Source organism: Streptomyces sp. NPDC001903 (genome assembly GCF_042891345.1).
GTDB lineage: Bacteria > Actinomycetota > Actinomycetes > Streptomycetales > Streptomycetaceae > Streptomyces.
Genome location: NZ_JBIASZ010000041.1, coordinates 1 through 11485 on the forward strand (window position 1 = coordinate 1; position 11485 = coordinate 11485).

Here is an 11485-nt window from a genome sequence, read left to right on the forward strand (position 1 = left end):
CCGCAAAGTAGCGCCGTGCGCCCGAAGGGCGCTCCCGCGGCGTCCGGTGCGTGCTCTCGGTGTGCCGGGCGGAAGCCCGTGTACTGGACGTACTCAGGTTTTCGCCCGGTGCGCCGAGAGCGCGTGCCGGGCGCCGCGGGGCAGGCGGGACTTTGACGACACCCCCTAGGGCGCCACGGGCGTCCCGGCCGGTGCGGGCGGGGCGGTGACGGCCAGGACCGGCGCGGCCCGCGAGGTGTGGCGGTGGCCGCAGGGGTCGAAGACCACCAGCACCGGCCGGCCCGGGCACTGTCGCCACGAGATCCGCTCCGGTGCGCTCCCGCACACGGGGCAGCACGGCAGCGGGCCCCGCTCCGCCGGTGCCTCGGGGGCGGCCACGAGCCGGGGCACGGTGTGCGGATCGCGCATGGGGGCTCCCTGGTCCGGCGGTGCTGTTCCAGGCACTGTGCCATGGCCCGCCCCTCCGGGGCACGGGCCGGATCGTCCAGGATCTCGGCTGGTCAGCGGTGCGTTCCCGGTGGGGACCCGCCGGTCGCCCGCGGCGCGGACACCGACGAAGGCGCCGGCGGGCCGGTGGAGCGTGCTCCTCCACCGGGCCGCCGGCGCCTTCGCCCCGCGGTGCGGTCAGGCGGCCTTCGCGACCTCCGGGTGCTCCTGCAGCCAGGTGCGCACCGCCTGCTGCTCCTTGCCCTTGCCCGCCTCCTGGATCTTCGCCTCCAGGCCGGTCAGCTGGGCCTCGGTCAGCTTGAACGAGCGCAGCCAGGAGGCCACTTCCGGCTCGTCCTGCGCGAAGCCCTTGCGGGCCAGGGTGTGGATGCCGTCGCCCTTGCCCCAGGCCCCCTTGGGGTCCTCGAGCTTCTTCAGGTCGTACGAGGCGTACGCCCAGTGCGGCGACCAGAGCACGACCGCCACCGGCTCCTGCTTCTCGTAGGCCCGCTTCAGCTCGGCGAGCATGCCGGGCGTCGATCCGTCGACGACCTGGTACTCGCCGTCGAGGCCGTACTCCTTGAGCAGTTTGCCCTTGAGGATCCCCATCGCGCCCGCGCTGGGCTCGATGCCGATGATCCGGCCCTTGAACCGGTCGCCCTTCCCCTTGAGGTCGGCGAGGGAGGTGACGTCCTTCATGTAGGAGGGGACGGTCAGCTCGATGGAGGTGGGCCCGTACCAGGAGCCCAGGTCGTCCAGCTTGTTCCCGTACTTCTCCCAGTACTGGGCCTGCGTGACCGGCAGCCAGGCGTCGGTCTGGAAGTCGACCTGGCCGCCCGCGAGACCGGTGAACAGGGCGCCGAGCTCCAGCTGCTTCGCCTCCACCTGGAATCCGCGGCGCTCCAGGAGCTCCTTCCACAGGTAGGTCGAGGCGATGCCCTCGTCCCAGGGGATGTAGCCGATGCTGATCTTGCGGCCCTTGCCGACGGCGTCGGCGCCGGCCCCCGCGGCGGCCGGCTGTCCGGAGCCGCCGAAGGTGTTCAGACCGCCCGCGACGAGGGCGAGGACCACGGCGCCGGTGACGGCGTAGGCGGGCTGGGGGCGGTGGTTCCACAGTTTGGCGGCGCCGCTCGTGGCGGCCCGCGCCTTGGCGAGGGTGCGCCGGCCGAGCGGGGAGACCTGGCGGCCCAGTGCCCCGGTCATCCGGTCCAGGTACATGGCGAGGATGACGATGGAGATGCCCGCCTCGAAGCCGAGGCCGATGTCGACGTTGCCGATGGCCCGGTAGACGGCGCCGCCGAGCCCGCCGCCGCCGACCATGCCGGCGATGACGACCATGGACAGGCCCAGCATGATGACCTGGTTGATGCCCGCCATGATGGTGGGCAGGGCCAGCGGCAGCTGCACGCGTACGAGGGTGTCGCGCGGGGTGGTGCCGAAGGCGTCGGCGGCCTCGACGAGTTCCGCGTCGACCTGGCGGATGCCGAGCTCGGTCATCCGTACCCCGGGCGGCAGCGAGAAGATGATGGTCGCGATGATGCCCGGGACCACGCCCACGCCGAAGAAGATGATGCCGGGGATCAGGTAGACCATGGCCGGCATGGTCTGCATGAAGTCCAGGACGGGCCGCAGGGCGGCGCTGACCCGGTCGGAGCGGGAGGCCCAGATCCCGAGCGGGACCGCGAACACCAGGGTGACGAGGGTCGCGACGAGGACCAGGGAGAGCGTGGACATCGCGTCGCCCCACAGGCCGACGGAGTCGACGAGCGCGAAGCCCGCGAAGGCGAGGAGCGCGGCGAGCAGCCCGCGCAGCCACCAGGCCGCTACGGCGAGGATGCCGGCGAACAGCAGCGGGGCGGGCGCGTCGAGCACCGCGTGGATCGCGTCGTACAGGCCGGTGACGAGTGCGCTGATGGCGTCGAACAGCCAGGACAGGTGGCGCTGGAGGAAGTCGACTCCGCTGTCGACCCAGGAGCCGAGGTGCAGGCGGGGCATCAGGCGGCCACCTCCGCGCAGCGCACGGGATCGCGCTGCTCGTCGCCGATGAAGGCGACGAGCCGGTCCTGCGGTACGGAGCCCACGACGACCCCGGCGCCGTCGGTGACGGCGACGGCGTGCGGGACGCGGGCGCTGACCGCGCAGAGGTCGGCGATGGGGGTGTCGGCGGTGACGCTGGGGCAGCCGCAGGCGCAGCTTCCGGCGGCGGGGGCGGTCATCACGGCGTCGGCCGTGAGCACGCGCGAGCGGTCGACGTCCTGGATGAAGGAGGCGACGTAGTCGTCGGCGGGGCGGGTGAGGATGTCCTCGGCGGTGCCCTGCTGGACGATGCGGCCGTCGCGCATGACGGCGATGCCGTCGCCCAGGCGCATGGCCTCGTTGAGGTCGTGCGTGATGAACACGATGGTCTTCTTGAGCCGCTGCTGGAGCTCCAGCAGCTGGTCCTGCATGTCGCGGCGGATCAGCGGGTCCAGCGCGCTGAAGGACTCGTCCATCAGGAGCAGGTCGGCGTCGGTGGCCAGGGCCCGGGCGAGGCCCACGCGCTGCTGCATGCCGCCGGACAGCTCGTCGGGCCAGGAGGCCTCCCAGCCGGCGAGCCCGCACAGCTCCAGCGACTCGGCGGCCCGGCGCAGGCGCTCGTCGCGGGCGACGCCCTGCACCTCCAGCCCGTAGGCGGCGTTCTCGAGGACGCTGCGGTGCGGGAAGAGCGCGAAGTGCTGGAAGACCATGCTGATCTTGGTGGAGCGGACGTGGCGCAGCTCACGCCGGGAGAGGGACGTGAGGTCCTGGCCGTCGAAGAGGATGCGCCCCTCGGTGGGCTCGAGCAGTCCGTTCAGCATGCGCAGCAGCGTGGACTTGCCGGACCCCGACAGACCCATGACGACGAATATCTCGCCGGGCTCGACGCGGAATGAGGCGTCGATCACGGCAGCCGTCGTGCCGTCGGCGCGCAGCTCGTCGCGGCCTGCGCCGGATCGGAGCGCGCGGACCGCGGCCGCGGCGTCGCCGGGTCGTCTTCCGAACACCTTGTAGACGTGCTCGGCCTGGAGCGTGGACACATACACCTCGCGGGTCGTACCGGGAACGGCCTGCGCCCGGCCACTGGGGCCGGGCGCGGGCCGTGGAGCGGCACGGGATCCGCCCGCACCCGGGCCGGCCGCGTGACGGCCGGCGGAAGGGTTCGCTCCGGATCCGCGGGTGCCCAGGCTCCTCCGGGGTAAACGCCGAGGTGATCCACCTCACGCCGGACGGTCCGGGTCAGGCCTGGTGCCGGACCGCCTGCGCCTCGGGGTCCGGGTCCTCCAGCATGGAGGCGCGCAGGTGGGCCAGGATGCGCGTCAGCAGGCGCGAGACCTGCATCTGGGAGATGCCGAGCGCCGCGCCGATCTGGGCCTGGGTGAGCTCCTCGCCGAAGCGCATGCGCAGCATCCGGCGCTCGCGCTCCGAGAGCTGTTCGAGCAGCGGCGCGAGGGTCTGGATGTCCTCGACCCGCTCCAGGGCCGGTTCCTCCTCGCCCATGACGTCGGCGAGGGTGTGGCCGTCGGCCGAGCCGTCGCCGTGCTCCGCGGAGTGCGGGGCGTCGAGGGAGCCGGTGGTGTGGCCGTTGGCGGCGACGAGACCCTCTATGACGTCCTCCTCCGCGAGGCCGAGGTGGTCGGCGAGGTCCGCGACGGTGGGCGAGCGGTCGAGGGTGGCGGTCAGCTGCTCCTTGGCCTTGGCGATGTCGAGGCGCAGCTCCTGGAGCCGGCGCGGGACGCGCACGGCCCAGGAGGTGTCGCGGAAGTGCCGTTTGATCTCGCCCGTGATGTACGGCATGGCGAGGGTGGCGAATTCGTTCTCGCGGGCCGGCTCGAACCGGTCGATCGCCTTGATCAGGCCGATGGTGCCGACCTGGACGATGTCCTCGATGTCGCCTCCGTCACCCCGGCCGCGGAAACGGCGGACGGCGTACTGGACGAGTGAGGCGTTCATCTCTATGAGAGCGTTCCGGACGTACTGGTGTTCCGGCGTGCCCTCGGGCAGTTCGCGAAGCCGCCGGAAGAACACCCGTGACAGCTCCCTCGCATCTGCGGGAGCCACCTCCCTGGGTTCCTCGATCCGCGGCAGGTCCGCTATCCGGGCGGCCTGGATGCCGCGGCGCGGACGGGGGACGACTGACGCGGTTTCGGAAGTGGAGGACGGGGCAAAGGCGGGCATGGGGTTCGCTCCTTGGGCTTGTCGGCTTGCGGCGCGGGACCTTGACTGCCGTAGATGGTGGTCTCTTTCAGCTTGTACGTCAAGAATTGCCGGAAATGCGGCCGTCCGCTTACACGCGCGCACGCGCGCGACCGGCGGGTCCGGTTCCTCCTGTGCGCACAGCCTTGTGCGGGGGCCTCACGGCGCCCCAGTCTGAGCGGACGACTCAAGGGGGGGGTTCGACCCGAATGCTCAAGACATGGCGTTCATCACACCAATTGCACAGGTCGCCCGAGTTACACAGGTCACACGACTCACATGGATTGCACGGATCACGGCAGTTCGGGCTGCGGCGGTGCGGGGCCGTCCTCGCCCTCGCGGCGGCGCTCGCCCTCGGCGCGGACACCGGGGCCTCGGCCGCGAGCCCGCCCGAGGGGGCCGTCCGGTACGCCGGAGCACCCGGAGCCGTCGCCGGCAGCTACCTCGTCCTGTTGAACCCGGCCCGCGCGGGCGCCCGTACGACGATGGGCCGGTCCGTGGTCACACGCCACGGCGGCACGATCCGCCGGACCTACGACGCCGCCCTGAACGGCTACTCCGTCCACCTGTCGGAGCGGCAGGCCCGCCGGCTCGCCGCGGACCCCGCCGTCGCCGAGGTCGCGCAGAACCGCACGGTGCGCCTCGATGCCGCGCAGCCCGACCCGCCCTCCTGGGGCGTCGACCGGATCGACCGGCGCAGGCTCCCGCTCGACGGGAGCTACACGTACCCGGATTCGGCCGGGCAGGGGGTGACCGCGTACGTCATCGACACCGGCGTCAACATCAGCCACCAGGACTTCGGCGGGCGCGCCTCGTACGGGTACGACGCCATCGACGAGGACTACGAGGCCGACGACCTGCACGGGCACGGCACGCACGTCGCCGGGACCCTCGCGGGCACGACCTTCGGCGTCGCGAAGAAGGCGAAGGTCGTATCGGTGCGGGTGCTCGACTGGTCGGGCGAGGGCACCACGGAGCAGGTGGTCGCCGGGATCGACTGGGTCACCCGCAACGCCGTGAAGCCCGCCGTGGCCAACATGAGCCTGGGCGGCGACCCCGACGACGTACTGGACGCCGCGGTGCGGGGCTCCATCGCCTCCGGCATCACGTACGCGGTGGCCGCGGGCAACCAGGGCGCGGACGCCTCCACCCACTCCCCCGCCCGGGTGCCCGCGGCGCTCACCGTCGGGGCGACCGACGACCGCGACGCGCGCGCCTCGTACTCCAACCACGGCCCGCTGGTGGACCTGTTCGCCCCGGGCGACTCGATCACCTCGGCGGTCTTCTGGGGCGACGACTGGAGCACCACCATGTCCGGCACCTCGATGGCCTCCCCGCACGTGGCGGATGCGGCCGCGCTCTACCTCGCCGACCACCGTACGGCCACGCCCGCCCAGGTGGCCGCCGCCCTGACGGCGGCGGCCACGACCGGATCGGTGGTCGACGCCGGACCGGGCTCGCCCGACCGGCTCCTGTACGTGGGGAACCAGCCGAACCGGGTGCCCGGGCCGCGCTTCGCGAACACCTCCGACTTCCCGGTCGAGGACCTGGAGCCGGTCGAATCCCCGGTCACGGTCGGCGGGATCACCGGGCACGCGCCCGCGCAACTGGACGTGGAGCTCGACATCAAGCACCCGGACTCCGGCACGCTTCAGGTCGACGTGGTCGCGCCGGACGGCACGGTGTACCCGGTCAAGGACAGCTACACCGGCTGGGGCAACGCCGACCTGCGCGGGGTGTTCGCGATCGACGCCTCGTCGGAGACCGCCAACGGCGTCTGGAAGCTGCGGGTGTACGACGCGTTCGCGGGCTACACCGGCTACATCGACGCCTGGGCCCTGCGCTTTTGAGGGTCCGCCGTCCTCCGTCCGCCGTCAGGTCACGCGGAACCCGGCCACCGCGTGGTCCCGGTGGAAGATCAGCCTGTTCCAGGTGGGGAAGGCGAGGTCGGTGACGGCGAGCAGCCGGCCGCGGTCGTCGTACAGGGTGCGGCGTACGGTCAGGCCGCAGCCGGGGACGGCCGCCGCCGGGCGGCTGCTCCGCGTCATGGTGAGGGTCTCGGCGACCCGTCCCTGCTCGGCGGCCCGCTCGAGCCACCGGTGCAGGGGCCCGAGGTCCTCGCCGCGGACCGGCGCCGCCGCCGAGCGGTCGCGGTAGCGGGCGAGTTCGGGATCCTCGGCGACGGCGTCCGGAGCGAGGTACGTGACCTCGTCCCGCAGGGCCTCCCCCGACGGGCCGCGCTCGCGGCGGTGGTGGACCAGGGTCAGGTCCCCGCCGCGCATGCCGAGCAGCCCGGCGAGCGAGGGCGGCACGCTGACCAGGGTCAGCCGGCTCCGGTCGGGCGCGGCGGCCGGGCGCGCGGCGGAGCCGCCCCCGGCCGCCCCGGCGCCCGCGGCACCCCCGGCACCCCCGGCTCCGCCGACGGCCGCCGACCGGGTGCCGCGCCGCCCGGTGACGATCAGGCCGTCCTCCCGCAGTTGCTGGAGGGCGGCCCGGACGGTCTGCCGGTTGACCTGGTACCGGGCGGCCAGGGTGCGTTCGGAGGGCAGTCTGTCTCCGGGGGCGTGCGCGGCGCGCTCGAGCTCGTGCCGCAGCGCTGCGGCGATCCGCTGGTACTTGGGCATGGCGGCGGCCGGGCCGCCGTCCCGCGTAAGGGAGGACATGGCTTCTCCTCTGACGGGTGGTCAAGGACTGCGCGGTACGCAACCTAGCATTGGTCTATACCTCTGAGTGAGAGGTACTCCCCGTTCCCGCCCCACCTTGGCCGAATCCCGGCGCCCCGACGCCGCCCGCGCCCCGTCCGCTATCCGCGCAGGGGGTTCGGGAGGGGGATGTAGCGGGCGTCCGCGCCGTCGGCGCGGGTCCAGCGCAGCAGCAGGTTCGTTTTGGCCGGGAGGGACGGGGCCGCGAGGAGGTCCGCGATCTCGGGCAGGCCGTGCTCCACGTCGTAGCGCAGGAGCTCCTCGCGCACCGCCGGCCACACCCCGGCGGCCGTGCCGGGGTGCGCCTCGGTGAGGGCCCCCGCCACCTCCGTGAGGTGGTTGACGACCAGGCAGTAGACCAGCCGCTGCCAGGCGGCCGCGCGCTCCGTCTGCGGCATCAGCTTCACCCCCTCCGCGTCCCGGAACAGTGCCTGGACCGGCACGCCCTGCGCGTCGACCGCCACGAGGGTGTTCTGCAGGTGCGCCTCCAGCACGACGCCGTGCCGGGCGAACAAGTCCAGTACGGGCGGCACGACATGGCGCAGGTACGCCCGCCACCAGCCGGCCGGATCGCCGGCCGCGGCCAGCGGGCTGCCGGCGAATCCCTCCGCGAGCGCGGCCGACGCGAGCGGTGTGGCTCCCGGCTCCAGCCGCGCGTGCAGTCCGTCGCGGACCAGGACGGCGAGTTCCTCGAACGCGAAGGACGCGGTCCGGTAGCCGCGGTCGGCGAGCCAGACCGCGTTCGACCCGCGGCTCCGCAGCTCGGCGAACCCGGCCTCGACCGCGGCGTCCGTGCGGCGCAGTTTCAGCAGGTCGTGCCGCCACAGCCGGCGCACGTCGTTGGTGATCCGGACGTCGAGGCTGAACTTGACGAAGAGGTCCGCCGCACCGGGCACGTACAGCGTGCGCACCGAGGCCGTCGGCCAGACCGGGCGGCGGCCCGGGCCGAGGCGCAGCAGCCTCCCGTCGGCGAACGCCGTGCGCACGGGCGCCGAGCCGCCGACCAGGTCCAGCTGCCAGGGGTGCGCGGGCAGCAGCCGGTACCCGGCCGGCGGGCGCGGCCCGTCGAGCAGCCCGGCCAGCGCGTCGATCGCGTCGGCGGCGTCCGGCCCGCCCTCCTCGGCCACCTGGTCCTCGCGCAGCCCGAGGAAGACGAGCGGGTGGCGCGCGTACGCCTCCGGCGCGTACGGCAGCCAGCTCGCGGCGGGCGCGCCGCCCCGCGCCTTGGGGGCGGGATGGTACGGGTGTCCCATGACCAGGGACTGCTCGGAGCGGACGTACGGGTCCTGCGGGGGCTCGGTGGCCGCGCGGGCGGCCAGCAGCGCGGCGACGGCCTCGCGGCTGTCGGCGATCTCGACCGGGAGTTCGTCGTTCGGGACGCCCGTGTACCGGCGCAGTTCGTCGGCGGTCAGTTTGACCAGCTCGGTGTGGCTGAGCGGACGCCAGCCGTCCGCCGTGCGCAGCTCGGGGTGCGTCGGCCGGCGGCCGCCCCGTACCCGCAGGAGCCGGCCGCTGCCGCGCAGCCGGTGGACGGGCCGGGCGCCGTCCGGCGCGGCGGCGGACTCCTCCGCGGGATCGGCCGCCTCCCGCAGCAGGCAGTTCAGCAGGGGGGTGGCGGCGTACGCGTCGGCTGCGGCGTTGAGGTCCACGGATTCCATTCGGTCCATCCCAAGTGCCGGGGTTCGCGGGGCGTACCTCCGGCCGTGATCTTCAGTATCCGCGATGATGACGTGATCATCACGTCACCCGTGAGAGACCCGTGAGCGTCCCGTGAGAGGAACAGGGCCCTGCACCCCAGCATGAACCTCCCCGCCTCCCCGGCCGAAGAGGCCGTGTCCGCCGAACTGGCCGAGGTGCGTCCCGCCCTCGGTTCCGCTTACGGTTCCGCGCTCGGCGGCGCCCGGGCCGCCGTGCTCACCCGGCTGTGGCGGGCGCTGGCCTTCGAGCCTCTGCCGTGGGTGGAGCGCCGCGAGCGCGGGCCCGGCGGGCTGACGGTCCGGCTGTCCGGGGGTGGTCGGCTGGAGGGCCCGCCGGCGGACCCGTACGCGACCGACCCGTACGTCCGCGAGGTGTTCCTCGACGGCGTCCCGTACCGGCAGGCCGGGCGGCTCATCGCGGCCCTCGGCGTGCCGCACGGGGATGCCTTCGCAGCCGAGCTGGACGACAGCACGGCCTCGCTCGCGCTGTCCAGGGCGGGACAGCCGGCCGCTCCGGAGGCGCCCGCGCAGAGCGCCCGGGAGTGGGAACAGCGGGTGGTCGACGGCCATCCGTACCACCCCAACTGCCGCTCCCGACCCGGATTCTCGGTGGCCGAGCAGCTGGCCTACGCGCCGGAGCACCGGCCGCTGGTCGAGCTCGGGCTGGTCGCCGTACGGGCCGAGGAGTGCCTGGTCACGGGCGCGTGGCCGGCCGGGCTGCGCGACGGCGGCCGGCTCCTGCTGCCGGTGCACCCGTGGCAGGCCGAACACGTCCTGAAACAGACGGGCCGGGGGGCGGCCGGGGTGCCGCGCCCCGGTTTCGCGGCGCATCCCCTGATGGCCCTGCGCACCCTCGCCCCCGAAGCGGGCGGCGCACACGTCAAGACGGCCCTGAGCACCCGGCTGACCTCCTCCGTACGGGACATCTCGGAGTACTCCATCGAGACGGCCGCCGCGGTCTCCGCCTTCGCGCAGGCCCTGTCGGAGCGGCTCGACGGGCAGCTGCACATCACCCGGACGCTGGGCGCCGCCACCGCGCACAGCCCCGATCTGGCGGCGGTGCTGCGCGAGCCACCCGAGGTGTACGCGGACGCGGCGGCGGGCGAGCGGGTCGTACCGGTGGCTGCCCTGGGCGGGGCGGCGTTCGCGCGTTCGGCGGCCTGGCGGGCCGCGTTCGCCCGCCTGGCGCTCTCGGTGTGCCTGCGGGTGCTGGACCTCGGGGTGGCTCTGGAGGCCCATGGCCAGAACCTGCTCGTCGTGCTGTCGGCGACGGGGGCCCCGGTGCGGCTGGTCTACCGCGACCTCGCCGACATCCGGATCAGCCCGGAACGGCTCCTGCGGCACGGGCTGCCGGTGCCGCCGCTCTCGGGCCGCCTCGTCACCGACGACGTGACCCTGCTGCGGCGCAAACTGTTCGGCTCCCTGCTGACCGGGACTCTCGGGGCCACCGCGGGCTCGGCGGCGGCCTTCGGCGAGGCCCTCTCCGAGGCCGCCGGCCTCCCGGCCACCGCGGACACCGAGGCCCTGCTGACGGCGCCGCTGCCGACCAAGGCCCTGACGCTGATGCGGCTGAGCCCCGGGATCCCGGGCGACCAGTGGGCGGAACTGGACAATCCGCTCACCGGGGCCGAGGGGCGGGGGCGGGCGGGATAGTGTCCGAGGGCATGAAGGGGACTTCGGACCTGAGCTCCGTACGGGCGTCGTACGACGCCGTCGCCGTCGACTACGCCCGGCTCCTGGGTACGGAGCCGGCCGACAAGCCGCTGGACCGGGCCATGCTGGCCGCCTTCGCCGAGTGCGTGCGCGCCGGCGCGGGCGGCGCGGCGCGGGCCGTCGCGGACCTGGGCTGCGGCCCGGGGCGGGTGACGGCCCATCTGGACGGGCTCGGCGTACGGGCCTTCGGCGTCGACCTGTCCCCGGCGATGGTCGCGGTGGCCCGGCGGACGTATCCGGGGCTGCGCTTCGAAGTGGGCTCGATGGCGGCGCTGGACGTGGCCGACGGGGTGCTCGGCGGGGTCCTGGCCTGGTACTCGACGGTGCACACCCCGCCGGGGGAACTGCCGCCGCTGTTCGAGGAGTTCGCCCGGGTGCTCGCGCCGGGCGGGCACCTGCTGATCGCGTTCAAGGCGGGCGACGAGAAGCTCCGGCTGGAGCACGCGTACGGGCACCCCGTCGAGCTGGACGTGTACCGGACCCCGCCGGAGCTGATCGCCGGCCTGCTCGCCGGGGCCGGGCTGGAGGAGGTGGCCCGCCTGGTGCGGCGACCGGCGGGCCGGGAGAAGTTCCCCCAGGCCTTCCTCCTGGCCCGCAAGCGGGTCCAGGCCGTCCAGGCGGTCCAGGCCGTCCAAGCCGTCTAGGTGTATTGACCCGCAGGGTTGTTGATTCGGCTGATGGGTGGGTGTCCGCCGAGTGCGGTGTGGCAGCGGTGGTGGTTGTAGGTGTGGAGGA

9 protein-coding genes are annotated in these 11485 nt (G+C 73.9%); 3 read left to right on the plus strand and 6 right to left on the minus strand.

What is annotated here, in order from left to right:
- Positions 1 to 165 precede the first annotated feature (165 nt).
- From ACFYZS_RS40275 to ACFYZS_RS40290, 4 genes are all read right to left on the minus strand, one after another.
- On the minus strand, positions 166 to 408 hold the full coding sequence (locus ACFYZS_RS40275) for a hypothetical protein (RefSeq protein WP_389024514.1): 243 nt from the start codon (positions 406 to 408) through the stop codon (positions 166 to 168).
- 216 nt (positions 409 to 624) lie between these two features.
- A complete protein-coding gene (locus ACFYZS_RS40280; protein WP_389024516.1) occupies positions 625 to 2421 on the minus strand; it encodes an ABC transporter permease/substrate binding protein in 1797 nt (598 codons plus the stop codon).
- Positions 2421 to 3482 (minus strand): glycine betaine/L-proline ABC transporter ATP-binding protein, encoded by a 1062-nt coding sequence (locus ACFYZS_RS40285; RefSeq protein WP_389024519.1) that lies wholly within the window; start codon positions 3480 to 3482, stop codon positions 2421 to 2423. The genes ACFYZS_RS40280 and ACFYZS_RS40285 overlap by 1 nt, the downstream gene beginning before the upstream one ends.
- Before the next feature lie 199 nt (positions 3483 to 3681).
- Positions 3682 to 4620: a SigB/SigF/SigG family RNA polymerase sigma factor gene (locus ACFYZS_RS40290; protein ID WP_389024522.1), complete on the minus strand. Its 939-nt coding sequence runs from the start codon at positions 4618 to 4620 to the stop codon at positions 3682 to 3684.
- A 302-nt stretch (positions 4621 to 4922) separates the two neighbouring features.
- On the opposite strand from ACFYZS_RS40290, the gene ACFYZS_RS40295 reads away from it, so the two are divergent.
- A complete protein-coding gene (locus tag ACFYZS_RS40295) occupies positions 4923 to 6488 on the plus strand; it encodes a S8 family serine peptidase (RefSeq protein WP_389024525.1) in 1566 nt (521 codons plus the stop codon).
- A gap of 24 nt (positions 6489 to 6512) precedes the next feature.
- Here the strand turns inward: ACFYZS_RS40295 and ACFYZS_RS40300 are convergent, their stop codons facing one another.
- Both ACFYZS_RS40300 and ACFYZS_RS40305 read right to left on the minus strand, forming a co-directional pair.
- A complete protein-coding gene (locus ACFYZS_RS40300) occupies positions 6513 to 7301 on the minus strand; it encodes a GntR family transcriptional regulator (RefSeq protein ID WP_389024528.1) in 789 nt (262 codons plus the stop codon).
- A 140-nt stretch (positions 7302 to 7441) separates the two neighbouring features.
- The gene (locus tag ACFYZS_RS40305; protein WP_389024531.1) at positions 7442 to 9007 is read right to left on the minus strand and encodes an IucA/IucC family protein; all 1566 of its coding nucleotides are present in this window, start codon (positions 9005 to 9007) and stop codon (positions 7442 to 7444) included.
- Between the two features lie 132 nt (positions 9008 to 9139).
- Here ACFYZS_RS40305 and ACFYZS_RS40310 point away from each other — a divergent pair, with 132 nt between their 5' ends.
- The gene (locus tag ACFYZS_RS40310) at positions 9140 to 10690 is read left to right on the plus strand and encodes an IucA/IucC family protein (RefSeq protein ID WP_389024534.1); all 1551 of its coding nucleotides are present in this window, start codon (positions 9140 to 9142) and stop codon (positions 10688 to 10690) included.
- An 11-nt stretch (positions 10691 to 10701) separates the two neighbouring features.
- A complete protein-coding gene (locus ACFYZS_RS40315) occupies positions 10702 to 11394 on the plus strand; it encodes a class I SAM-dependent methyltransferase (RefSeq protein WP_389024538.1) in 693 nt (230 codons plus the stop codon).
- The last annotated feature ends 91 nt before the right edge of the window (positions 11395 to 11485 follow it).

Coding starts and splice junctions, on each gene's coding strand:
- ACFYZS_RS40275 (WP_389024514.1), bottom strand. CDS start 408: ATGCGCGATCCGCACACCGTGCCCCGGCTCGTGGCCGCCCCCGAGGCA.
- ACFYZS_RS40280 (WP_389024516.1), bottom strand. CDS start 2,421: ATGCCCCGCCTGCACCTCGGCTCCTGGGTCGACAGCGGAGTCGACTTC.
- ACFYZS_RS40290 (WP_389024522.1), bottom strand. CDS start 4,620: ATGCCCGCCTTTGCCCCGTCCTCCACTTCCGAAACCGCGTCAGTCGTC.
- ACFYZS_RS40300 (WP_389024528.1), bottom strand. CDS start 7,301: ATGTCCTCCCTTACGCGGGACGGCGGCCCGGCCGCCGCCATGCCCAAG.
- ACFYZS_RS40305 (WP_389024531.1), bottom strand. CDS start 9,007: ATGGACCGAATGGAATCCGTGGACCTCAACGCCGCAGCCGACGCGTAC.
- ACFYZS_RS40310 (WP_389024534.1), top strand. CDS start 9,140: ATGAACCTCCCCGCCTCCCCGGCCGAAGAGGCCGTGTCCGCCGAACTG.
- ACFYZS_RS40315 (WP_389024538.1), top strand. CDS start 10,702: ATGAAGGGGACTTCGGACCTGAGCTCCGTACGGGCGTCGTACGACGCC.